Origin of the sequence: Leptospira alstonii serovar Sichuan str. 79601 (assembly GCF_000347175.1) — a bacterium.
Lineage (GTDB): Bacteria > Spirochaetota > Leptospiria > Leptospirales > Leptospiraceae > Leptospira > Leptospira alstonii.
In genome coordinates, this window is sequence record NZ_ANIK01000077.1 from 19,644 (window position 1) to 44,432 (window position 24,789).

A 24,789-nucleotide genomic window follows, 5' to 3' on the forward strand; every position below is an offset into this window, starting at 1 on the left:
TCTTGTAGGAGAGCCTCCACGTTATTAACTTTCCGGAAAAAAAGTTTCTCCACGAACCCGTATTCCATTAGAGATTTGTAACGCAAATTCCGCTAGCGGCTCCGAATCTTGGGGTGCTCACCAAAGTACCGCCGTTGAAATTGATCGTTAAGCCGAATGTCGGAGTGGTTTCGTCGATCGTGGAAGTCCAAAATGTGGTGTTGGCCGGAAAATTGGGAAAGGCAGCGGGAACGGCCGGATTTCCGGCTCCGGAGTAATCCACAATACTCAAAAGTTCATTGGCGTTAGGTAATCTCCAGTTGTTCCGTCCCGCAAATACTAAAACGTTTAAGTTGTTGCACCCATTGAATGCGGCTTGTTGGTTTCCGCCAAACAAAACTCCGGCGGTACAATTTACATTCGATCTTCCTAATGCACATTTCGACCAGAGTAGTTTCGTATTTTGATCCGTGACGGTTCCGTTTCCGTTGTCTATAAACGAAAACGCGGGGGTAGGGTTTCCGGATACGCATCGTAAAAATGCGTTTCCGCCGACTTTTACAAAGGGTTGCATCGGAAGTCCTATCGTTAAAAAATCAACCACCCAGATCATCGCAACGTTCAACGGATCGGTCGTATTGGTCATATAGAGGTTGGCCGTATTCGTATTGGGAAACTGTGCGTTTTCCATATGAGTCGGGGCATTCGAATAGTGATAGAGGCTAAGTAATTCTTTGGCTTCGGGGATCCTCCAATTGGTTCTGCCCGCGTAACCGTTTCCCCCGTTCTGGGCGTTCAAGTCGGAACAACTTCCCGGTCCCCCTGCCAAGGCGGCGGTATTCCAATCGATTGCGTTAGTCGCTCCTGCGGCACAAGTCGATCCGCTTTGACCTTCGGGACAGCTTTTCCAAACGAGCCCTCTTACGTTGTCTAAGGTTGTGTAATTTGTCGTATATTGAGGATGTTGCGTGGGTCCCGTAAAGGAACGCGCTCTGGGTGTATTTGGAAATTCTCCGTCTTGTCCGGTACCTAAACACGCAGTCACCACTCCGGCGCCCGTCCAACATTGGATTTGTCCCGTATCGCTGATGGCGCTCAAATCAAAAGCAGGCGCTGGAGTTGGCGCCGGTGTGTTACCGGGCGTAGTAGGAGCTTGCGACTCCTCCTTTGTATCGGGAGTCAAATAATGAAGCATTGAAAGCGGAGGTCCGGGTTTGTCGGGAGGATGAACGATACATTGTGATGTTGTAAGAAGGAGGGAGAAAAATAAGAAAGCGGGTTTTTGATTCATAAAAATTCTGTTGTAGACAAGAACCTTAGAATTTCGGCTGGAAACGGATAAGATTGATGTCATTAATTATAACTCTTAGGATTTTATAAAACATTTCATCTTATCGCATGATATTAATAAGTCGGCGTCAGTGTACTATTGTATCAATGACGCTTTTAAAAAAGAATTTCAAAACGACCTGCTAAGGCGTTTTGGGGAATCGGATTGTTATAGGCAAGGTGACTTTTGTAAAGTCCTAAGACGCTGATCCCTAAAATGTGGGAACTCCCCGTTTCTTATGCCAAAGTGTTATCTCGTTTCCCCGCGGTAGGGATCAAAGCGGGGTCGATCCGCTGCGAATCCGCAAAAAAGCTTTTTCAACAGAACGAACCCCCAGTGGATTGACCGGAGCTGCGAGCCCGGTCCGCGAAGCGGAACCGCCCGAAATTTGTGGGAACTCCCGCGTTTTTAAACGAACGGCAAAACTCGGATCCCTTATGGATAAAAACGGAAAAATTTTGGCGTTTTTGATCCTTCTTATTCCAAAAACCTTCTTAACTTGTGGGTAAGGTTATGCCTGACTCCTATCCCCTGACTCCTAATCCCCCTGACATCTGACCCCTAGTACGTGTAAGAAGCTCCGAATAAAATCGCCGGAACGTCGGATTGCAAAGATTGAGAATAGTTTAAAATTCGAATGTCGTTGGGACCGAACACGGAATGGAATACCGCCCAATCGTTTCCTTGAGTCGCTACGATTTTTCGGGAGAACAAATAATTGATCGCAAAATCAAAACTCCACTTTCCGGAAAGAAAACTGAAACCCAAGGTCGCAAGTTGTTGGACCATAATTCCCGCCTGCAAAGCGCTGATCCCTTCCGAACGAACCACACCCGTATTGTAACGATACCCGCTCCTATAAACGAAAGAATCCGTCTTGTATTCGAAACCGACCGCACCCGCCCAGGAATCATGATAGGCGATGTTTTGCGGGATCGTATTCGTTTTTCCGAAAGGAGTCGGAAACCAAGGATCTTCCAACGTCTGTTTAAAAGTTTGATTGTAGGAATTGTAATTGTAATAAAGAAAATCGAAACCGACTCGTAGGGATTCTCCGCCGAAAGAAAAACCGAGTCCGTGTTTTTCGGGAAGATTGAAGGTCGCGGATACTCCGGTCCTTTTGTAATTGTTTACGTCTCCGATTCCTATCTGCATTCCACCGTCCAAAGGAAGGATGTTCCTAGCCTGGTAGGAATACGCAACGCGAAACCGTTCCGTAAACGTATAAGAAAGTCCGAATATAGCTCCCAGAGAATACGCGTTCCGGCTTCTATAATCGAAACCTTGGCCAGGAATTTCCAGTGTGTGGGTGAGATCGTAAAATTTTTGATAGGCGATTTGTTTGGAATAGATCGTTTCGATTCCGAAACCCGCCGAAAAATTTCCGAATTTATACGCGAGAGCGTTCGTCATTTTTACGACATAAAAGGTGGTCGACAAATCCTCTTTGATCTTTCTCGTATCTCCGGTCGGTCCCGGAAAGTCCAGACCGGACCAATCTCTTAGGGATTGTCCGTTAGGAGTCACTCTGAGAATTCCGTCCACACGACCGCTTCCTCCGCCCGGAACGTAAATTCCGGCTCCGTAGTGCAAACGATCCGTGATCGGAATGTTCAGGCCAAAATAAGGTAAGGGCGCAAGAATATTATAATTTTGAGAATTATTATATGCGATTTCCTGATTTGTATCCGCAAGTCGATCCTTATATTGGGAACGAATGTAGGGAAGACCGAGCCCGAATTCGAGCCCGCCTTTTTGATTTTGAGTCAGATTTGCGGGATTGGTCGCGATATCCATCGGAGAACCTCCGATCGCAAGATTGACCCCAGCCATTCCCGCATATCGGGTGTTATGGGAAGGTTGAAAGATTCCCACGCCTAACAACGGATTTCCGAATCCGATCCCGATAAAGAGTAAAAATTTAAGACCGAACCTTTTCGTTTTTTGCATGGGCAAACTCTTTGTAGATTTGGAATTCTGAAAAGTTATTTTTCTTTTCACATTTCGGCGGTTTCGTAAAGTTTGTGACTCGAATGAGGAAAGTTGAATGCAAAACTTTACAAAATATAGATCCATAACCGACGTTTACGCGGATCAGGTCATCCTGGATTACTTCCAATCCGATAAAAACGATAAACTGAAAAGTTTAGCCTTATTCAATATTCTAACGCAGAATTTCGGGCCGATCCCCGCGGAACTCCCTTCCTACTTTAAGGAATACTTTGAAAAAACGAGCGTTCTCCCCGAATGGACCGATTATAAAAAGATTCAAATCGCCGAACGGACCTTCGCGACGTACGGCCCGCAGATCCTCATGATTCTCTGCTGTAAGTCCTTGCCCATGGCCTATACTTGCGGCAGCGGTGCGGAAGTTCTCGTGCATACGGGAAGGCTCGTGGAAGAGAACGGCTCCACACAAAAAGTATTTAGAAGACTGATGGAAACGACTCAATTCGTAGTATCCGTATTGCAAGAGGGAGGACTTTCGCAAGGAGGAGACGGAATTCGAGTCGCACAAAAGGTAAGACTCATGCACGCGTCGATTCGTCACTTTATCGTCGAATCGGGAAGATGGAAAGAGGAATGGGGCAAACCGATCAATCAACAAGACATGGCGGGCACCTTACAATCCTTTTCGAGTTTGATCTTGGAAGGACTTAACTTGTCCGGAATCAACTTGGACGAAGAAGAAAAAGACGCATACATTCATCTCTGGAAAGTCGTTGGTCATATTCTCGGAGTACTTCCCGAATTATCACCGGACAAGTACGAAAACGCATACGCTCTCGGGCTTTCTATCTTCGAAGATCAAAGAAGAAAATCGGAGGCCGGAAAAATTCTCGCACAATCTCTTTTGGATTTTATGGAATACATGGTTCCCGGAAATTTATTGGACGGGGTTCCTTTGTATTTTCTTCAGAAATACTTGGGGAAAGAAAACTGTGAGATTCTGGAACTACCTTGGGAAGAGAAGGAGGTTCTCGGAGAAATCATCGCAAAAATCATGTTGGACTTCGATAAGACCTTAAGCGAAAACGATCATTTTCAAAAACTTGCCTCTCATTTTTCATCCAAACTGATCTTAGGTATGGACAATTTTTATTACAAGGGTAAGAAGGCGAAATTCGAAATTCCGCCTTCTCTGAGGGGAAACTGGGGAGTATAAAGATGGGATTCTGGGAAAAATTCTTAACCGACCCTTATTATTTGGGAAAATTCACGCTTCTTGAAAACGTATTTTTACTTACGGGAGTAGTCTTCTGGGCGTACGTCTACTTCGCGTTGATCGTGGACTCGAACCGAAAACAATTCGTGGAAATGCCGGTTTTTATCGCCTGCGGAAACATCGTCTGGGAATTTCTCTGGGGTTTTGTCATCCAGGAGGACATGGGAATCGTTTTGAATTGGGGTTATAAAATCGCGTTTCTTCTGGACGTTCTGATTTTCTACAACGTATACAGATACGGTCAAAAACAATTCAAAATCTCCATTAGTACATCAGAATATAGAATTTTACTTTTGGTCTTATTGGTTTCCTGGGGAGCCCTGATCTATACTTACTACGTCAATCGTTACGATCTGTTCACCGGTTCCAATTCCGCGTATATTCTGAACTTATTCATTTCCGCAATGTATCCGGTTTTGTTTCTTTCGATGAACGACAACAAACTCTTTTCCTATCCGATTGCGTGGTGTAAATTTTTGGGAACCGTATTTTTTACGATCTTTTTGTTTCTCTATTTCCCGAAGGAATACTTCGTTTTGTGTTTGGGAGTATTGGTTTTTATAGCGGACGCGTATTACGTTTATCTATTTGCAAAAACCAAAAAATAAGAAATTGCAGATGTCGATTCGAACGAATTCCAGCCCGACTTCCTTTCACACGAAGGAAACCCTTTTGGAAGATCACGTCTCGACGGTTTACAGAGGGATTTTAAGGGGAGAATCTAAAACAAAAATTCTTAGGATTCAAAAGGAAAAAACGAAAGAGGAGGATTCTTTTTATTTTTTAAACGAATATGAAATCGGAAAGTTAGTTTCTGACGATCATATTCTAAAACCCGAACGTATATTAAGAATTCAAGATAAATACTGCCTCGTCTATGAAAATCTGGAAAGCGCCCTTTTATCGGATCATATCTCCGAGGCCGGTCCTTTATCCGTGGAGGAGTTTCTTCAAATTGCGCTTTTGATTACGGAGAATCTGGTTCGTCTCCATTCGCAGGGGATTCTTCACAACCAGATCGGTCCGAATTCCTTTTTTTACAACGCAGATACGAAAACCTCCGTTCTCGCGTGGCTCGGTTCCTCTTCTTTGCTCATAGGAGAAAAAGGAAATCCGGCGCCTTTACAGATCTCTCCTACGTTACTCGCTTATTGCTCTCCGGAACGAACCGGAAGGCTCAATCGTTTGGTGGACTTTCGTTCCGACGGTTATTCCGTGGGCGCCTTGTTTTATCTGCTTTTGACGGGTAAACCCCCTTTCGAATCCGACGATCCGTTGGAAATCATACATTCCCATATCGCCCGAGTTCCGATTCCGGTATTCGAAAAAAGAAAAGAAATACCGGTTCCGATCTCGAATCTCGTAATGAAACTTCTTTCCAAGATGCCCGAGGAAAGATATTTTTCGCTCGAATCCCTTTTGTACGACTTGAAGACCCTCTACGATTTTATCCGATCTCAAAGAAGCGTTTTGGAGTTCATTCCCGGCTTTACCGAAAAAAAAGATAAGTTCCGAATCTCCGAAAAATTATACGGAAGAGACAAGGAAAAGGAAATCATAGAGGAGGCGATTTCGTCCGTTTATTCCGGGGTAAAGGCCGCCATCCTGATTAAGGGAAAATCGGGGACCGGAAAAACATCTTTGATCCAGGATGCGATTCTTTCCAAAGAACTGAACACATTACGAAGTTTTAAAGGAAAGTTCGAGGAAGACAAAAAGGAAATTCCGTACTTCGCCCTCAGGCAGATCTTAGTCGAACTATCCAATCATCTTTTGACCCAATCCGAGTACGAAATCCAATTCTTCCGGAGGGAGATCGGGGAAAAACTCGGAGACAACGTCCGTCTTTTGGCCCAATTCATACCGGAGATCGGCAATCTGATCGGAATCTCTCCCGTTTTGTCGGAACATCAGAGTCAAAAGGACGATCAGTTCCTATTCATCGTAATTCTAAGGTTTTTATCCGTCTGTTTCAATCGGCGTAATCCCGCCTTACTGATATTAGACGATATTCAGTGGGCCGATCCTGCGTCGCTCGCGCTTATCGAATTCATATCCGGACAGACGGACTGGGAAGGGATGTTGTTCGTATTTATCTGCAGAAACGAGGAAGAACATTCCGATTTTCTAAACTCTTTTCGGGAAAGAATATTAAATTCGGAAATTCTTCTCCAGGAAATCTCCTTGAATTCCCTCGATCAAACGATGATCCGAAGTTACGTGACCGACAGTTTGGATCTGAAAGATGAGGACACGAAAAAACTCACCGAAATTTTATATCAAAAGACGAACGGAAATCCTTTTTTTCTCAATCAGTTTTTCAATACCTTATATACGGAATCTTTTATACGATATCAAAAGGGTCCGGGAATTTGGAGTCTCGACTGGGATCGGATCATCAAAAAAACCGTGACCGAAAACGTTTTGGATCTTCTCACCGAAGAGATCACGAGACTTCCGGGAGATACGCAAAAATTCCTAAAAGTGGCGGCCTGTGTGGGAAACCTTTTCGATCTGGGCATCCTGTATCGATACTTTCAAGATCACCCGGAGACCATTGAAAACGGAATTCGGGAATGTATAAAACAGGGAATCATCATCTATCAGGAATCGCAGGTAAGTCTTTATCCGATTTTACAAATATTAAAGAAAGAGAATACGGAAGTACCGGACAAGAATAGGATCTTTGACGGAATCACGTTTCGTTTTTCGCACGATAAGATCAACCAGGTGATCTGGGAATCGATCGCGCCGAAGGAAATGGCCGAAATTCATAAGGATCTCGCCCGGCTTCTGATCGAATCGGATCGGCTTTCCCCCAAACAGGAACGAATCCCCGAGATCGCAAATCACCTTATCAAGTCCCAAAAAATCCTAAACTCTAAGGAAGAGATCGAGACCTTCAATCATTACGTTATCCTCGCCGGAAATTCGGCGAAACTTTCCGCTGCGTTTAACAACGCTTATAACCTTTTCACTCTTCTCAAAAAAAAGATCACGGAAGAATCCTGGAAGGAAAAGAAGGATCAATGCGTTCAAATTTATAAGTCCTTTGCCGAGTCCGCTTATTTTCTTTCCAAAACTTTCGAAGCGGAGAATGCGGTCCAAGTTTTGCTTTCGAAACTGAATGATCGGATCGAACTTGCGGACGTTTATCTCATGCAATTGGAAGTGATGAACGCAAAGAACGATTTGGAAGGAGCGTATCGGATCGGTCTAAAAGCGCTTGGTTCCTTGAACGTCGAATTTCCGGAAAAACCCGGAACCTGGGTTCTCATTCTGGAATTTTTAAAGATGATCTACTATCAAAGAGGAAGAAGTCCGGAAAAATTGCGGGAAGCGAAAAAAAATCAGGATCCTCATAAGATAGAAACCATAAACATTCTGACGAATATGTTGAACTACGGAAAACATTCCGACAGTAAGTTGTTCGTATTTTTATTCCTAAAGCTGATGAACATCACTCTCAAGGAAGGAAATTCCCCTGTCAGTTTTTTCGGTTACGCCGGATTCGGTTCCCTTCTTTTTGTGACGACAGGAAATTTTAAAACGACACTTAGATATTGGGATCTCGGGGAACATATCATTCAGATCTTCAACGCGGACCGCGTTCGAGGTAGATACTTATTCGGAAAAAATATGCTCCTCGATTTTTACAGACATCCGTTTGCCAAGCTGCCCTTACTAGCGGAAGACGCGTATGAAAAGTGCGTTCAATACGGAGATTATCTTTGGGCCGCGTTTTCCCTGATCGCACATTCGATTTATCAACTTTACTCATCCGATAATTCGGAATCATATCATGAAATTCTAATTAAGGACGCAAAACGGGCGGAACGACTGGGTTACGAAACCGTTTACGTAATCACGGCCAGCTCGGATTTTTTAATCCGAAGTCTGGGGAATCTTTCCGGGCAGAACGTGGTTTATAAAGATAAGGAAATGTCTACGGAAACTTTCGAGCGGGAAGTCCTGATTCCGAACGCCAACGGAACGGCTAATACCTGGTATGCGGTCCTGAGGGGAAAGGAAACGTATCTTCGCGGGGAATGGGAGGAGGGTTTGGAAATTTTTTCGAAATTTGCGAACGATCTGGAAAGGTCCAGAACGATTTTCGTATATTCGGAATACAGATTTTACAAATCCCTTCATTTGATCCGTTTGGGCGAATCGAAAGGGAAATTAAATTGGTCGGATTTATTTTTTATCAAAAGATCCATCTCCTTATTCAAAACCTGGTCGGAAACCTTTCCCGATAATTTTAAATCCTATTATTGTATTCTAAAAGCGGAATATAATGAATATCGAAATGATTTTGCAAAAGCGGATACCTTTTACGAACTGGCCTTATCTTCCCTTCAAAAGAACGAAAGTAAGCTTAGAAAGGCGATCGTTCACGAACACTCGGGCGCATGGGAATTGAGAAGAGGAAGAAAACAATACGCGAATTATCTTTTGAAAATCGCGGAAAAACAGTACCGAACCTGGGGCGCCTCCGGCAAGGCGAATCGGATCCAGGAGATGAGACAACACGAGGAGGAGACAGGAATTTTTCTCCATACGAGGGAGGAAGCCCTTTTGGATACGATCCTAAAGTCGGCCGAAAATTTGGATCTTAGAAGCGTTTTAAAGTCCTCCCAATCCATTTCCGAAATCATAGAACAAGACGAACTTCTGAAAAAATTAATGCGAACGATCATGGAAAACGCGGGAGCGACCCGCGGGTTTTTGATCCTTCCCAGAAAGGGCGGGTTATACGTGGAGACGGGACAGGACATCGAGGAGGAGGATATTCTTCCCAGATCCTTGATTTTGGATTTCGTACCGGAGTTGTTGCCGGTCGAAATCGTTTATTATTGTTATCGATCGGGACAACGAATACTTTTGAACAATACATCGTCCAAAGAGTCTCCGCATTCCTTAAACTCTTACGTCGTAGCCAAACAACCGAAGTCGCTGCTTTGTCTGCCGATCACAAAACAGGGAAGAATTTTGAGCGTTCTTTATCTGGAAAACCGTCTCACCTACGACGTGTTCGACGAACATAGGCTGGAAATCCTGGAAATTCTTTCGTCGCAGGCCGCAATTTCATTAGAAAACGCTAAACTATACGAAGACATCACGAGCCTGAACGCCGAATTGGAAAAAAAAGTGGAACTTCGTACCGAGGAATTGATGCAGTCCTTGAAAATTATACGAAAGGACCTTCTTTATTCCAAAAAAATCCAACGTAGTATTCTCCCGGAACATCCCGTTCTTCCGGGGATTCAATATTCGGTTTCTTATCAACCTATGGACGAGGTCGGCGGGGATTTTTACGATCTTTTCGAGATTCGTCCCGGAGTTTACAGATTTTTCGTGGCGGATGCGACCGGACACGGAGTGCAGGCCGCCCTGATCACGATGGCGATCAAAAGCGAATACGAACATTTGAAAAAGAGCGAAAAAAGTCCCTCTTCTTTATTAAAAGAATTGAATGTTGTCATTCTCGAAAAATTTAAGACGTTGTATATCACCTGCGTCGTGGCGGATATAAACGTAAAAAATCATACCATGGAATATTCGTCCGCCGGTCATCCTCCTCAGATTCTTTTGAGGGAAGGGCAAACGGATCTCTTGCATAAAACGGGAGCGATTTTAGGGCTTAAGAAGGACTTCGTTTATTATACCGAAAAAGTGAAACTGAAATCGGGGGACCGGATTTATCTTTTTACAGACGGAATTTACGAACAATTTAATGCGGCTAAAAACGAATTCGGAGAAACCCGATTGTTGACTTCGATCGACGCTTCCTCCTTTTTAAGTCCCGAAGATCAAGTTTCCAAAATACAAAAGGATTTGAATCTCTTCCTGCAAGGGGCTCCCATTCAGGACGATCTCACTCTTATCGTGGTGGAAATATTTTAACGATCGAAATCGTTTTAAACTCCACGGTAAACGGTCTCCGGATAAACTTACAATCTCTCAAAGAGCCAGGCCTTTAGTCGGCTCACGGGAATTCTTTCCTGAGACATGCTGTCTCTTTCGCGAACGGTGACGGTATCGTCCTTTAGAGTATCATAATCTACTGTTATACAAAACGGGGTTCCGATCTCGTCCTGCCTGCGATAACGTTTGCCGATCGCTCCCCCGTCGTCATACTCGATGTTTCCGAGTTTTGCAAGATCCGCAAAGATCTCTCTGGACTTTTCAGGAAGGCCGTCTTTTTTCATCAAAGGAAAAACCGCCGCTTTTACGGGAGCGATCTTAGGAGAAAAACGAAGAACGGTTCTTGTTTCGCCGTCGGGAAGTTTTTCTTCTTCGTATGCGTCGGCAACAACCGCGAGGAAAAGACGGTTTACGCCTAACGCAGGTTCGACGACGAAAGGAATATATTTTTTATTTTGAACCTGGTCTTGGTATTTCAGATCTTCGCCGGAAAATTTCTGATGTTGGTTCAGATCGTAATCGGTTCTGGAGGCGATGCCCCAGAGTTCTCCCCAGCCGAAGTTGTATTTGAATTCGATATCCGAAGTGCCTTCGCTGTAAAAAGACAATTCTTCCTTTTCGTGTTCTCTGATTCTCAGGTTTTCTTTTTTGATTCCCACTTGATCCGTGAGCCAACTCATACAATAATCCACCCAGTGAGAGAACCATTCCTTCTGAGTTCCGGGTTCGCAGAAGAATTCCATTTCCATCTGTTCGAATTCCCTCGTTCTGAAAACGAACTGACGGGCCATGATTTCGTTTCGGAAAGATTTACCGATCTGAGCGATTCCGAACGGAATTTTTCTTCTCGTTGTCGAGACCACATTCTTAAAGTTTAAAAAGATTCCCTGAGCGGTTTCGGGTCTGAGATAAATGTCCAACGCATCTTCCGCGCTTGCGCCGTGAGAGGTTTTGAACATGAGATTGAAGTCCCGCGCCTCGGTAAAGGTTCCTCTTTGACCGCAGTTTGGGCAGGCGAAATTACTTTCCTTGATGACCTCGTTCATCTTTTCGAGAGTTAAACCCGTTGCAAAACCTTCTCCCTTTTGATCTTCGAGGAACTTGTCCGCGCGGATTCGGGTCTTACAGTTTTTACAATCGATCAAAGGATCGGTAAAGTTGGAAACGTGACCGGAGGCTTCCCAGACTTTGGGGTTGAGAAGAATGGAGGAGTCGAGACCGACCACGTCTTCCCGGAGGTGGACAAAAAATTTCCACCAGAGTTGTTTCAGATTTTGGAGAAGTTCGACGCCGTAAGGACCGTAGTCGAATGTGTTGGAAAGTCCTCCGTAAATTTCGGAGCCGGGATAAACGAACCCTCTGCGTTTACAGACGGATACAATTTCCTTCAAAGAGGAATCGAGGCTTTCTTTCTTTTCCATGCGTCCAGAATTTCGTTCGGGACTTCGGAATAAAGTATTTTAATTCTTCACTTCGAAGGATTTCTTGTTTGCCTACGCTCCTTGTTCGGGTCCAATGGTTGATAGAAATCCGTTTTGCAACGTCCAAGGAGACCTTGCCTGAAAAAGAAACTAGTCATCTTCGGAATTAATTTTTTGTCCTGGAGTTCCCCCTTTCTGGGCCTGGGAATTTTTTTCCCTCTCGGAGTACTCTTTGCTTTTCCCAAAGGAAGGGAGGTTCGTTCCTCCGCTTTCGGTTCCTTGCTCTTTCAAATTTTTTGTTGGAGTATTCTTTATCCTTTGGAAGTTTCCGCCATCCTATTTCCGGTTGTGGAAGCCTTCGTTCGCGCGCTCGTCAAGGACTTGGGAGAATGGCTGATCGGATTTTACGTTCTTGTAGGGCTTTTGATTCTCGTAGCTCATTCCTTATATCTTAGAAATCAAAGGAAACGTAAGTCGACGCTTCGCTTTAACGTTTTTGTTCCGGAAGAAAAGATAGAAAGGATTCACTACAAGATTCTCGTTCTACTCGCGGCGGGTTATCTCACTTCCAGACTTGTCTTTCAAGATGCCTATCGGTTGGAATACGGACAACTCGGGATCTTGGAAGACAGCTTCCTGTATTTCTTTTCCATTTTGATCGCAGGGGACACGCTTTTAAGCAGGGGAAAACAATTCTTTCTGTTCAGAAGACCTTGGAAACTTTTTGAAAAACAGGCGAGGATTGCGCGTCATTCCGGTTTTCGAGGAGAATGGGGACAACACAAACAGAAGTACGCGAAACTCAGAGACTGGATCTTTCCGGGATGGGGGCATATCTATCTCGGAAATTTATGGAAAGGATTTTCGATCCTGTTTTTATACCTTCTTCTTTTGCTTTTCCTCGCTACTTCTTTTTTTTCCCGGCTCGAACCCGCGGACGGAATTCGTTTTCTCATGTCGATGGGACTCAAACCCGGAATCGCCGATCAGAAATTTTTCGCGATCACGTCCAGCGTCGTTCCGATTCTGGTGTTCTTGGGCGGAATCGTAGGAATTCATATCGTTTCCAAGTTTCTTCTCGCCCGAACCTTTCGTTCGGAACCGGACGACTCCACTCCGAGAAGCACATTCATTAGTAATTTATCATATAGTATCCTTCTGCATTTTATTCTTCTTTCTTTGATCTTGATCATACCGGTAACTCTTCAGAGAAAAAGCAAACAAAAGGAAATGGAAAGACCAAGAACTCATTTTACTCCGGAAAATTTGGAATTCTATTTTATCGATCCCAATCTTCCGAACGAAGTGGAAGGTTTGAACGGAGGAGTCGTATCGGGAACGGAAACTCCGACTCAAAAAGAAGGAGAGAAAGTCCCCGACGATAAACCCGCGGAAGAAGGAAGAATTAAGGGAGAAGTCAAACAGGTTCGAGGAAAAAAATTACCTTCCACGTATTCGAATTATATCTCCGCGAAAATGCGCGGCCCCGAATCTTTTATGGAATATTGGAGGCGAGCCCCGCGAAATTATTCTTCCGTGGTCGCGTATACGGTGACTCCGGACGGAGAAATCGTGGACGTGGATTTGGTCGAATCCTCCGGATATCCCGAACAGGATCAGATGACCTTGGAACTCATTGAAAGTCTTTCTCCTCTCATGCCTCCGCCGGGAACGAAAGGTTACGTTCGAGTGACCGAACTTTTTTGGAACGGAAGTATCGATCCGGAAGCGATGCCGACTCCGCTTCAGAAAGATCTCGTAACGATGTATGACGGGCGTTATATGGAGGAGTTATGAGTTTCGACGTTGTGTCACTCGGGTTTCTTTCCGTCTTACCTTGGGGATTTTTTTTGATTCTTCTCTTTCCGGGAAAGAATACGAGACAAAGAATTTTTCTCATACTATTCGCTCTTTTTTTGGGTTATCTTTCCACGGAGATCGTTTTGAAATTACATCCGATCTTTTGGCCGGACGTAAAAATCGCGGCGCCCAAACGCAGCGGACACATTCTCACGCAAACGGCGCATATCGCGTTCATCCAAGCGGGGATGATGGAAGAATTTTGCAAAGGGATCTTGATCCTTTCTTGCGGACTTCTTTTTGCGTTTGATTGGAAGACTTATACGTTTAAAAAGGAAATGGTTCTCATCGGAGGATTTGTCGCGCTCGGATTTGCCGGAATCGAAAACGCAAACTATATCTTCTCCGCAAAGGAAGAGGATCGAATCGCGATGTTTGTCGGAAGAACGATCCGTTCCTCGAACGCGCACTTTCTCATCAATTTATGTTTTGCTTTAGCGTTTATAAAATCCAATCGAAAGGAAACGAAGGACAGACCTCTTGTTTTGTTTTTGGCGTTTTTACTCGCGGTCTCTCAACACGGACTTTTTAATTTTTTCGTTCTTCCTCAGTCGAGGTTCGGCGGATGGCTTTCCACGGCTCTTTTTGTGGGAATCTGGGTTTGGATCGTAAAGGACTTTCGGGCTTTCGTCCTAAAGGATGAAAAGCTAAGTGACACTCCGGTCGACGCGGAAATTCTGGATGTGACCGGATAGACGATTTGAAATACAGAGAAATCATTTTAAGCCTACCGAAAGAGATCGCGGAGGATTTTACCTCTTTTTTAGACGAAGCGGGAGTTGTGGGATATTACGAAATCCTGTTTGACCGAGAGGTGGCGCGCGCTCCTCACGAGGAAATCATTTCGGACGATACCAAGTTCCGCGTTTATCTCGCGGAAGAAGACAAAGAGAACGAAACCAAGGTTCTTATCTATCTCAAGGCCAACGCGGGCGAAGCGTTCTTCTTAGAATCCCGTTGGATCGAAACGAAAGAATACGAAGAAGCTTATAAGGAATTTTATAAACCTTTTATCGTAGGCTCCTATCGGGTGATTCCCACTTGGGAAAAGGATACCGCGTTAGGCACAACACCGGAAGGAATTCTTCCCTTGCTCGTCAATCCGGGACTCGCGTTCGGAACCGGACATCACGAGACGACCCGTCTTGTTTTGGGAAGAATGGGAAGTCTTGAACTTTCCGGAAAAAGAGTGGCGGACGTCGGCACCGGCTCCGGGATTTTGAGCATCGCCGCGGCAAAGTCGGGAGCGTCTTTGATCCTTGCGGTGGACGTGGACCCGAACAGCGTAAGATCGGCTTCCTTCAATCGGGACGAAAATCAAATTTCCTCCGAGGTTTTGGTCGTGGAAGAGGGCGGTTTCGATCACGAGAAGGTTCAAAAAAAAGAATGGGATCTTTTGATCGCCAACATCACATTCGCGGTATTAAAATCTAATATTCAAAAAATTGCATCTATTAAAACCGATCATTTCTTATTCAGCGGAGTCATCACCGAACGAAAGGAGGAGTTTTTGGAACTTCTGAAAAACGCGGTGGGGGGAGAAGGTATTTTCTTTCGGGAGGATACCGGCTGGGAATTGATCGAATGGAAAAGAAAAGGATAAATCGATGAAACACTACGACGTATTCGGAGTCGGCAACGCACTCGTGGATATTTTAGTCCCGACGGAAGACGTATTGATCAAACGTTTGGGATTTGAAAAGGGAATCATGACCTTGGTCGACGCGGAAAAACAGGGCGAAGTTTTGACCGCTCTCGAAGGGCGCAAAAAAGAACTTCGTTCCGGAGGAAGCGCGGCCAATACGATGATCGCACTCGCAAACTCGGGCGGAACCGGAACTTATACCGGAAAAGTATCCAAGGATACTTACGGAGAATTTTATAAACAAGATATGGAGAACGCCGGGATTCTTTTCGAAGTGGCTCCCGAAGATCAGGGTCATACGGGAACCTGTGTGGTCCTCACCACTCCCGACGCCGAAAGGACGATGCTCACTCACTTGGGAATCTCAATCACATTACAAAAATCGGATATTGATTTGGAAAGGCTTAAAACCTCCTCTATCTCGTACATCGAAGGTTATCTCTGGGACGGACCGGGAACCAAAGAAGCTTCTCTTTTGACGATGGAAGAATCCAAAAAGAACGGAGTCAAAGTTGCTTACACATACAGCGATCCGTTTTGTGTGAATCGTTCCCGAGAAGACTTTGTTCGTTTAACAAAAGAATTTTTTGATATCGTCTTCTGCAACGTGGAAGAGGCCAAAGCACTTTCTCAAAAAGAGGACAAAATGGAAGCTCTGAAGTTTATCGCCGGACTTTCCCCTCTTGTGTTTATGACCGATTCCGCAAACGGCGCTTTCTTTGCGGAGAACGGAAACGTTTCTCACGTGGATGGGTTTCCGGTAAAACCGATCGATACGACCGGAGCGGGGGATTGTTTTGCGGCTGGAGTTCTCTACGGACTCACTCACGGTTTCAGTTTGGAGAAGTCCGCTGGTTGGGGAAACTACGTCGCTTCTCGAATCGTTCAAGAGATCGGGCCGAGGCTCGGAATCAAACTGATGGGACGTCAGGACGAGATTTTAAAGTAAGAGTTTGTTATGATACGACGTTTTGTATCATAACAAACCCCACAAGTGACTTGGATCTGAAAATCAATCTGTCGGAATTACGACAATCCTTTGTGAAAGATCGGAAGGTTTTTTTCTAATATCAGAAAATCATACTTTTTGCAAGTAAAAAGCTTCATTTTTGTCGGAACGCTTGCGTTTTATTGTATGTAAAGTTCTAAGCCCCCTGGTCACTCGGCTTTGAAACACTTGCATTTTATTGTTGCAAGTTCCTAACTCCTAAAATCTAACCGCTCGTCCCTTGAAACGTGCCTCTTTGATTCTTCTTATTCCAAAATCCTTCTCAACTTTGAGTAACGTTATGGCTCTTTACGTATCGCGTCGTGGACAAACGGTTTGTTTACGCAAGGTCCGATTCCATTCTATAAAGTACCGGCATTGCCGCTACGTTGTTTACGAAAAAATTATCGAGAACATAAGAATGAAATGATTTTTTGAAGAGCAAAGAGGGAAGCACGTCGCTCATTTTGTTCCAACGGCAGTGATTGATGATCGTATAATTCGACTTTTGCCGATTGGAAGGAAGTAAAACGGTGGAATTATCAAGTCCGGTTTCTTGCTGAAACCAATTCGGCGCACCGTTGTTTTGCCTGTTTTATAACTCGTTTTTTCTTAGAGCTTGTGGAAATGAAGAATGGGAAAGGCGAGGCGTCTATTTCCGCAGCGATATGCAACTAAAAACTTTTGGAAGGCGGGATCAATGAAACCTTCATTAACTTGAGATGCCGATTGATAATGTTAAGTTTATTTTCCATATACGCCTATCTATTTGCGTTTGAGCGTATTTTCTATTTTAAGTTTTGTGAAAATGACGCGATTTGATCACTCTATCCGGTTAAGGGACATTTAAAGCGATGATGGATTAGCTCCATTTTAAATCTTTCTAAAATGCGGGAACTCATACTTTTAGAAAAGATTATTCTAATTTTCTTATATCAAATTCAAGTCAAAGTAGGATTCGTGGAAAGGTTGTTCAATGACAAGGATACCCTGCTTCGATTTTTACCAACCGTTCGTTTCGAAACGTAAATTTAAAACCGCAATAAGGGCGTGGGGATTCCGGACAATCCGGAACGATATCTACGCCGTAGACGATATCATTTTTCGCCGAGTCGAAAACCTTATATTTCAGCGATTTTCGATCGCAATTTTTTATAAATTCGGAAATCGTAATGCCTTTTTTAAAATCTTCCCTAAGCTTAAGTAAATTAGAATATTTGCAAGTTTCGGCGATGTGGTAGTCATCTCGCTTCCACTTCGATCTTTTCGTCTTTTTCCTCTTCGGTCAAGATAGGGCTGTCCAATTTGTCCAAAAGATTCTGAAGCAGTAAAAAATACGGATTTACTTTCGGAGCAATTTCTTTTCCGTAAAGTTGAGTGTAAGTGTTGATGAGGGATTGATTCTCTTCCGTGTTTTTAGAATAAGAGTTTTCCGCCAAACCTTCCCAGAGTGTTTCACCCTTCCCGCAATGAATCACTTTTCCGAGGGCGCTTAGTTCCACCTTATCGATCGTTTCTTTTTCACGGATCTTTAACTGAAAAACTCCCTGAACTTTTTTATCGGAGCCTCCGCATAGGGCGTTTCCGGAGCGAAACGGATATATGATAAATTCCTTATGATGAGAAAGGTAGTTTTCGGCGATTTTTGCGGCCAATTTTTTCTCCGAGTTACCGGCTTCGCTTTCGATCGGAACGGATACCGCCAATCGTTTGAACGTGGTCAGTTCCTTTTCCCAAGCCGGTCCCGCCTTTACGTATTTGACCGTACAATTCGCAATTGTGAAAATCAGAGAGAGGAGTAGTAAAGAATATCGTAACATTCTAATGTGATCCTTATTTCTTTTTCGGCGTCGTTTTTTTGGGAACGGCCGCTTTTTTCTTGGCGGCTTTCTTTTTGGAAGGAACTGTTTCCCGGTTTCCGGTCATTTTCAGATTGGACGACGACGTTTCCAAAACACCCCGATCCGTTGCCGCGGGAAAAGTCGATTCTTCCTCGCTGAAACCGATCGGCTTGGATTCCTGTTCTTCTTCTTTTCTGGAACGATAAACGATTTCAAGAACGGCGGGAACGAGAGTGAGCGCGATGATCAAGGAAGAAGCGATCCCGATAGAGGCCACAACCCCGATGGATTTCAGCCCTTTCTGATCCGCGATCAAAAGAGAACTCCAACCTACAAGAGTGGTTAACGTGGATGCGATGATTGCGGGCCCTACCATGGACATGGCGCGAATCACGTCGTGATCCTCTCTGAATCTATAGTAGATATAAATCCCGTTCTGGATTCCGTAACCTACGATGACCGGAAATACGAGAACGTTCATAAAGTTCAGTTGAATCCCAAACGCCGCCATGATTCCGAGGGTGACGAAAATTCCGAGAACGAGCGGAATCAAAGAGATCAAAGCGGGGACGATTCCCCTAAAGAAAAGAATCAGTACGATGACTACAAGAACCAAGGTGCTAAGGAAAGCGACCACACCTTCTCTTTGAACGATTTTGATGAGGTTCGCAAAAAGGATCAAACTTCCCGCCGTGTTGGAAACGTATTTATGGGATCTTGCCTGATTCAAATCGGAAAACGGTCTCGTTTTTAAAATAAAAGAGATCGTTCCGTCCAGAAGTCCCAGATTCCTAAATTGAGAAGCGGAATACGTATTGAGCGCCTTTACGATCAAACGTTCTTCCCCCTGAGTCCATTTGTCACGGATCGGATCGACGGCCGTATGTCCGTTTCCGTCGTAAAGCAAAGTGTTCAATACCCTTCTGGATAGTTTAGGATAATGTAATTCTCCCACGGCGTCGAAAAACTTAAGAAGTTTTTGTCCGTGCCAAAGAGCGACCTTAGGATAGATAAAAACCAAATGTCCCTTTTCCTTGGAGCCTTTTACTTCCTTAAACTGGGAACTGAAATACACGGGAACTTCCGAAATCGAATATTCCTTTACGTTCAGATATTTTTTTACCACCGGCAGATATTTTCTCTGCTCCGGTTTTAAAAAACCCGCTTTGACGGGTTTCATATCCGATTGTAATTGTTTTAAAACTTTTAGGTTCGCTCTTTGTTGTCCCTTGGGCGGAAGGAAGTTCCAGAGGGAAACGACCTGATCCACGGAACCGGCGATCTCGTCGGGCACGGGTGTCATATAATCGAAAACGGCTTCCGATTCTTCCAGAGTATCTACGACGATTACCTGAGGATCGGAACTGATATCGAATCTGTCTCCGATCTCGTCGTAGAGATTGACCGAATCCAAATTATCCACCATCAGATCCCGTCCGTTGTAATTGAACTTGATTCCGGGACTAAAAGTAAAAAAGGAAATCACGACTACGATTACAAGGACGACTAACGTCAAAAGCCCCGGTTTTTTATAAAAACGGTACAAAAGGGGAGAAGTTGTCTGCTCTTTTACCGAAAGAAGAAATTTACTTTTGATGGAGGGGAACAAGCGGAAAAGAAGGGTGATCTGAAGCGCCGTCACTCCGTACATCGAAACCGCAATGATCAAAATTCCGTACGTCGCGATGATTCCGAACTCGCTGAAACCGCGGAACTCGGAGAACGCAAGTACGACGAAAGCGGAAGTGGTAGTCAGAGCCGAGATAAAGGAAGCGATTCCCGTGTGATAGATCGTGTCCTTGATGGAACGAAGCGTATCCTGACTGCGGGTGAACTCTTCCCGGAAACGGTATAAGAATTGAATTCCGTAGTCGATCCCGAGACCCATCAGAATGGACGCGATGATACTCGTCACCGAGTTGAGTTGCCCGATCACGATCGTGGTCAATCCGAAAGAGAATAGAATCCCCGAAAGAAGAGAAACGAGAAGGATCAGGATAAACAGAGGATTTCTGAAAAAGAAAAGTAAAAGCAACGCGATACCGATAAACGAAGCGATCGCGATCGGTTTGAGCGCGGCCATCAAGGTTTCGTAGTCGTCTAAATGCAGCCTGTAGGTTCCCGTATAACCGACTTGGATTCCCTTTTTGTCGAGTGCGAGTTCGGCCACGATTTCCTTGATTTTTTTGTCGAGGGAGATGTTGAATTCTATATCGGTGAAAGAACCGGCGGGTTTGATCAAAAAGATCAACATTCCCTTATCGGGGGATATATTATATTCGTCGAATATATCTCTTTTTGCAAGTTTCTGATACTTGGAAAGGATATCGTTGAAGTCGGGGTTGTATTCTTCGTTCGAAAGTTTGATGAAGAACGGATTGGCCCTTTCCACTTCCTCGTCGATTTTTCTTTTGACCCGTTTGCGGACTTCGATCAAGTCTTCGGTTTTTAAGAATAGGGGAAGTCTGTCCTGTAAGAAGGAAACGTTATAACGATAGGAGATATATTGAACGAATTTTTTTTCCTTCAAAAGTCTTTCGTTCAAAACGTCCGAAGCCTTCTTAATCGCATTCTCTCTTTCTTTGTAGTAGCTGACGTTTTGTTGTTTTATCTTTTCGGCTTCTTTCAGTTCCCGTTCCGCGATATCGGATTGTCCCTTTTTCTTTGCGGCAAAGGCTTTGACCAAATGATCCGTCATACCTTTTTCGTCTTTGAACTTGATGCTGAGGATGTAGAATCCGTTTCCGCCGATCATCTCGATCACTTTCTGAGTTTTGACGACCGAAGGGTTGTCTTTCGGAAGTAGGTCGAGGTTGTTGCTGTTTACCGTAAGTTTGGAGGCTTGCCAGAAGGAAAGGCAGAGAACGACGGCAAGCACGCTACAGGAACGGATCGGGTTTAAGAGAATGGAGTCGGTAAGTCCGGAAAGAAGTTGTCTCATTGATGTTTAATTTTTTGCTTCTTTTTTGATCAGAGCGATGGTCTGTTTGATTCCGTTCTTTTTGACGGAAGGATCCACCGATTTCACTCGGTTGGTTTCGGAGGCGTATTTTCCTTCGCTTAAAAAATCCGTAACATACCAGGCTCCTTCGATTTTCGAAAGGATCCAAGAGAACGTGATTCTCTCCGAACCGTTCCAAATGATGGAAGAAGCGAGGGTCGCGTTATTTCCCTTGATGACCGGTTTTTCGTAGTTGATGTCGATCTTGTCGAAATATTTGTGTGCGATCGGAAAACTTCGGTGAACGATAAATTCGCCGATTGCTTCCTCGAATTCCTTACGATCGGAGTCGCCGATTTTACCCGCGGTTTTTAAGAGTTGGTTGCTGAATTGTTTAACGTGTATGATTGCGATCGCCTTATCGTTCTTTTTATAACGAATAAAACCGATGAGCTTTTTGACGGTGGAGACGATTTGTTCTTCGTCGGAAGGAACGTCTTCGGCAGTTGTAGGACTGCTTGCGGTTTCGGACGAAGGAGGATTGGAAGTTTCCGTTTGCGCCGTTAAAAAGGAAGGGGATACCAAGGATAAAAGGAAAAGGATGAAAATTATTTTTTTCACAAAACGTACCTGTAATTTGAATCGATCCGAAGTCTGTATCTTATGTCTTAAGGAGTGAGTCGGAACTCGTACAATTTTTCGAATCTGTAGGGGGAAGTCAACGGAATAAAATCCCGCGGAATCCAAAGAGCCCGGCTGTTCTTTTTCGAAATCGATTTATAGGATTTGTGGGAATCATCTTTGAATTTTGGAAAGTCGGCTAAAACCTTGATTTGATTTCGACAAGAATCGATTGTGCCGTTTTGAAAGATCGCCTAACTCCAAAATTAAAAATTTACGTTCCGAAAAAATCAAAAATCAAAGATATAACTTTCCAGAGCGTAGATACGGTTCCAAATCGGAGGCCTCGTCTATGTCGTTTAGTTCGGGTAGAATCCGAACGTTCTTGCGAGATAGTTGCAGTTTTTCTAATGTAAGTTCGAACACAAGATCCGTACTCCAGGGGATTCCGTAAAAAACTTCCGGGAAATGAGACTTCATACCCAAAAGATAATAACCTCCGTCGGCGGCGGGACCGACGACCGCGTCGGAACGATCCAGGGCCGAGAAGGCTTCTTGAATATGTTCGGTTTTCAGATCGGGACAATCGCTTCCTATGATGACCGTTTTTTCGGCTCCCCCGGAAAAAGTTTCCGAAAAGGCGCGGCACATTTTGATTCCCAGATTTTCTCCGGTTTGAAGATGGAAGCTGACTTGATTTCCCCAAGGAGAAGAAATCGAATCGGGGATGGAATCGAAATACAATCGAATCGGAATGTTCAAGGGATTGACTTGTTTTCGTGTAATTTCGATTAGTTGCTCGTAAACGTTGAGAGCCGCCTTGTCCCCCAAGGTTCGGGCCAATCTGGTTTTTACTCGGCCGGATATCGGGTTTTTTAAAAAAAGAATGAGAGTATTCATCAAGGTATTTTAGGATAGGATGAAATCATTTTTGAAATAAGTTACGACTCTTTTTTGGGGAAAAATCGGACTCCGCCGGTTGTAGATTAACGAGAATTTGCCGTATGAAAGTCGGAATATTCCGGCTTTTGAATTTAGAGTTTTTACCAAGGTGGGTGGTCAGGGTTAAGGTTTTTCCGTTTTATCCATTACGTTAGACGCGCAAACCTTATTACATCGAATTCATGTTATTCTAGCATGAGTTCGGTTTTTTAATCGCGTTTATGTTTCGGGGATATTCGAAGAACAAAAATCGATCCAAGTAAGTGCGCTCGTAAACGTTTTAAAAGTTCCTCATGTAAAAACGGATCATCGACGGGCAATCCGTTTCAGGTTTTACAGAGAAACTGATCGGGACGTTAGGGGTTTATTATGGGTGGGAATTAGCGATCTAGGAGTTCCTAGAAAAAGGAGTTTTTACTTGCAAAAGTATGGTTTTAGGATACAAAGGCCTCCCGAATTCGGCTTACGTTATTCCATGGATTGAAAGGAATTTGCGGAGTGAATGAAACGGATGTAGGATAGGGAATATCAGGAAGGGGTATGTATGAAAGTTTTTCGGAATATGTTTTCTGCGGGAATCCTGGCAGTCGTACTTATGAGCGTGTTGTTTATCGGGGCCTGTAAGAAGAAAGAGAATCATGACGATACTACCAACGCGGTTCTTTTGTGGTTGGCGATACAACAACCGTATGTAGAACAAAGTAAGACCGGTTTTTTTATCATCGTTCCGAAAGGGATCGCCGAGTAGGATAATACAAATGAAGAAATCAGGAAGCCTTTTTCTTTTTGTGTTATTCGTTTTCCTCGGAGCGGGACTTAGTTTTCGTTCGGACAGAGTTCCTTTTTTTGTGAGAGAGGATTCTCCCAAACCGTTTCCGATTCGTTTGGAACTGCTGCAGCCTTTGAAGGCGAGCGCGGACAGCTGGGGATTTGTGCGTCAGTCCGCAACTTGGGCGAGAGGAAATTCTCTCTTTATGGACGATTTGATCTTTGCGATTCGAAAAACTTTTCCCGTGGGAACGACTGCGAACATCACTCTTGCCAATCAAAATGTGAACGGCCAGTCTTTTACGTTGCGCTTAAAGCTGAATTCCGGAGCGATTTCGTACAAGCCGAGCACTTTGGCAAACGCCGCTTCTTACACGAATTTTTTCGAACTTCGTTCCACTTCGGACAATCAACCGGCTGTTCAATTCTTCTTTGACGATGATCCGAGGGATGCTGCGGGCGACGGAGCGGTTCTTCTGTATCAGTTGAGTCGACTCGAACCCGTTCGTTGGCCGAACACGACCGCGATCATCGAAAGTTACGTGGTTCAACCCGTGATCACCGGATTTCCCAATCAAGGTTTGATTCAAACGTATTCTTGGAAAGGACCGATCGGTTCCGATACGCTTGGACAGGACGTGGATACGGGAAGGGTGATCTTGGAAGAAATGGACAATCGTACCGTGTTCTGTTTTAAGTCGGTGATTAGTTTCAACGGAACCACCGATCTCGTTCCGATCAATGCGGGAACACAAACGCTGGGTTATTCGCATAACAACGGACTTTGTCCGGGAACCGGCCGAGAATACAACAAACTCGCTTACAGTCAAAAACTCGACGGGGACTTAAACGTAACCGCGAAAGGCGGATTTGAACAGGCAGCCATCACAGCCGGGCAGGCGATCACTTGTAACTCGACCGTCAATCAATTCATAAACTTTACTCCGACCTTTGGTCTTTTTAATTTCAACGGATTTGTCCGGGAAGGGGTTGCGGCGAGTGCGATTCCCGCAGATTTCATTCAAGCGACTCGGGTGGACGGATTGTATGATCGAGTGGGAACCGTTGGAAAATCTACGGCGACTACAAGTCCTGTAGGTTCCAGTTGGGATACTCTTACAAAGGCTTACATCGACTCAATCACGATCAATTTCGCCAACGTTCCATGATTGTATTTTAGATGTCAGGATATTAGCGGTTAAGTGGAAAGGAATCGGAATTCAGAGTTAGGACTTTACAACAGTATATGATTGTAATCCAAAGTCTTAATTCCTTTTCGATTCTGAAAACCCGAGGATT

17 protein-coding genes are annotated in these 24,789 nt (G+C 44.3%); 9 read left to right on the plus strand and 8 right to left on the minus strand.

What is annotated here, in order from left to right; translation table 11 throughout:
• Positions 1 to 67 precede the first annotated feature (67 nt).
• Together LEP1GSC194_RS15250 and LEP1GSC194_RS15255 are read right to left on the minus strand one after the other, a co-directional pair.
• Positions 68 to 1,270: an Lcl C-terminal domain-containing protein gene (locus LEP1GSC194_RS15250; RefSeq protein ID WP_036043258.1), complete on the minus strand. Its 1,203-nt coding sequence runs from the start codon at positions 1,268 to 1,270 to the stop codon at positions 68 to 70.
• A 600-nt stretch (positions 1,271 to 1,870) separates the two neighbouring features.
• Entirely contained in the window at positions 1,871 to 3,259 is a 1,389-nt protein-coding gene (locus LEP1GSC194_RS15255; protein WP_051185316.1) for an OmpP1/FadL family transporter, read from the minus strand.
• A 97-nt stretch (positions 3,260 to 3,356) separates the two neighbouring features.
• Here LEP1GSC194_RS15255 and LEP1GSC194_RS15260 point away from each other — a divergent pair, with 97 nt between their 5' ends.
• Genes LEP1GSC194_RS15260 through LEP1GSC194_RS15270 form a run of 3 tightly spaced genes read left to right on the plus strand, consistent with a single transcriptional unit; the run spans position 3,357 to position 10,442 of the window.
• Entirely contained in the window at positions 3,357 to 4,475 is a 1,119-nt protein-coding gene (locus LEP1GSC194_RS15260) for an oxygenase MpaB family protein (RefSeq protein WP_020774445.1), read from the plus strand.
• Between the two features lie 2 nt (positions 4,476 to 4,477).
• Positions 4,478 to 5,143 (plus strand): transmembrane-type terpene cyclase, encoded by a 666-nt coding sequence (locus LEP1GSC194_RS15265; RefSeq protein ID WP_020774469.1) that lies wholly within the window; start codon positions 4,478 to 4,480, stop codon positions 5,141 to 5,143.
• A gap of 10 nt (positions 5,144 to 5,153) precedes the next feature.
• Positions 5,154 to 10,442: a trifunctional serine/threonine-protein kinase/ATP-binding protein/SpoIIE family protein phosphatase gene (locus LEP1GSC194_RS15270; protein ID WP_020774437.1), complete on the plus strand. Its 5,289-nt coding sequence runs from the start codon at positions 5,154 to 5,156 to the stop codon at positions 10,440 to 10,442.
• A 47-nt stretch (positions 10,443 to 10,489) separates the two neighbouring features.
• On the opposite strand, the gene LEP1GSC194_RS15275 is transcribed toward LEP1GSC194_RS15270, so the two are convergent.
• Entirely contained in the window at positions 10,490 to 11,884 is a 1,395-nt protein-coding gene (locus LEP1GSC194_RS15275; protein WP_020774451.1) for a glycine--tRNA ligase, read from the minus strand.
• Between the two features lie 174 nt (positions 11,885 to 12,058).
• On the opposite strand from LEP1GSC194_RS15275, the gene LEP1GSC194_RS15280 reads away from it, so the two are divergent.
• From LEP1GSC194_RS15280 to LEP1GSC194_RS15295, 4 genes are read left to right on the plus strand one after another with little or no spacing between them, the layout of a single operon-like run.
• Positions 12,059 to 13,681 carry a TonB C-terminal domain-containing protein gene (locus LEP1GSC194_RS15280; RefSeq protein ID WP_020774416.1) on the plus strand — a complete coding sequence of 541 codons (1,623 nt, stop codon included), beginning with the start codon at positions 12,059 to 12,061 and terminating at the stop codon, positions 13,679 to 13,681.
• On the plus strand, positions 13,678 to 14,439 hold the full coding sequence (locus LEP1GSC194_RS15285) for a PrsW family glutamic-type intramembrane protease (protein ID WP_020774471.1): 762 nt from the start codon (positions 13,678 to 13,680) through the stop codon (positions 14,437 to 14,439). The genes LEP1GSC194_RS15280 and LEP1GSC194_RS15285 overlap by 4 nt, the downstream gene beginning before the upstream one ends.
• 5 nt (positions 14,440 to 14,444) lie before the next feature.
• The gene (locus LEP1GSC194_RS15290; protein ID WP_020774419.1) at positions 14,445 to 15,347 is read left to right on the plus strand and encodes a 50S ribosomal protein L11 methyltransferase; all 903 of its coding nucleotides are present in this window, start codon (positions 14,445 to 14,447) and stop codon (positions 15,345 to 15,347) included.
• Positions 15,348 to 15,351: 4 nt separating this feature from the next.
• Positions 15,352 to 16,338: an adenosine kinase gene (locus LEP1GSC194_RS15295; protein ID WP_020774432.1), complete on the plus strand. Its 987-nt coding sequence runs from the start codon at positions 15,352 to 15,354 to the stop codon at positions 16,336 to 16,338.
• A 1,012-nt stretch (positions 16,339 to 17,350) separates the two neighbouring features.
• On the opposite strand, the gene LEP1GSC194_RS23180 is transcribed toward LEP1GSC194_RS15295, so the two are convergent.
• From LEP1GSC194_RS23180 to LEP1GSC194_RS15320, 5 genes are all read right to left on the minus strand, one after another.
• A complete protein-coding gene (locus LEP1GSC194_RS23180) occupies positions 17,351 to 17,611 on the minus strand; it encodes a hypothetical protein (RefSeq protein WP_081605109.1) in 261 nt (86 codons plus the stop codon).
• A gap of 7 nt (positions 17,612 to 17,618) precedes the next feature.
• On the minus strand, positions 17,619 to 18,197 hold the full coding sequence (locus LEP1GSC194_RS15305) for an MXAN_6521/LA_1396 family lipoprotein (RefSeq protein WP_020774417.1): 579 nt from the start codon (positions 18,195 to 18,197) through the stop codon (positions 17,619 to 17,621).
• Between the two features lie 13 nt (positions 18,198 to 18,210).
• Positions 18,211 to 21,159, minus strand: coding sequence for an efflux RND transporter permease subunit (locus tag LEP1GSC194_RS15310; RefSeq protein ID WP_020774462.1), 2,949 nt, complete (start codon positions 21,157 to 21,159; stop codon positions 18,211 to 18,213).
• Between the two features lie 6 nt (positions 21,160 to 21,165).
• Positions 21,166 to 21,780: a toluene tolerance protein gene (locus tag LEP1GSC194_RS15315; RefSeq protein WP_036043267.1), complete on the minus strand. Its 615-nt coding sequence runs from the start codon at positions 21,778 to 21,780 to the stop codon at positions 21,166 to 21,168.
• A 297-nt stretch (positions 21,781 to 22,077) separates the two neighbouring features.
• Entirely contained in the window at positions 22,078 to 22,680 is a 603-nt protein-coding gene (locus LEP1GSC194_RS15320; RefSeq protein WP_020774442.1) for a TIGR04282 family arsenosugar biosynthesis glycosyltransferase, read from the minus strand.
• Positions 22,681 to 23,266: 586 nt separating this feature from the next.
• On the opposite strand from LEP1GSC194_RS15320, the gene LEP1GSC194_RS15325 reads away from it, so the two are divergent.
• Positions 23,267 to 23,470 carry an LIC12338 family lipoprotein gene (locus LEP1GSC194_RS15325; protein WP_017808891.1) on the plus strand — a complete coding sequence of 68 codons (204 nt, stop codon included), beginning with the start codon at positions 23,267 to 23,269 and terminating at the stop codon, positions 23,468 to 23,470.
• Positions 23,471 to 23,480: 10 nt separating this feature from the next.
• Positions 23,481 to 24,659 (plus strand): LIC_12337 family protein, encoded by a 1,179-nt coding sequence (locus tag LEP1GSC194_RS15330; protein WP_020774424.1) that lies wholly within the window; start codon positions 23,481 to 23,483, stop codon positions 24,657 to 24,659.
• The last annotated feature ends 130 nt before the right edge of the window (positions 24,660 to 24,789 follow it).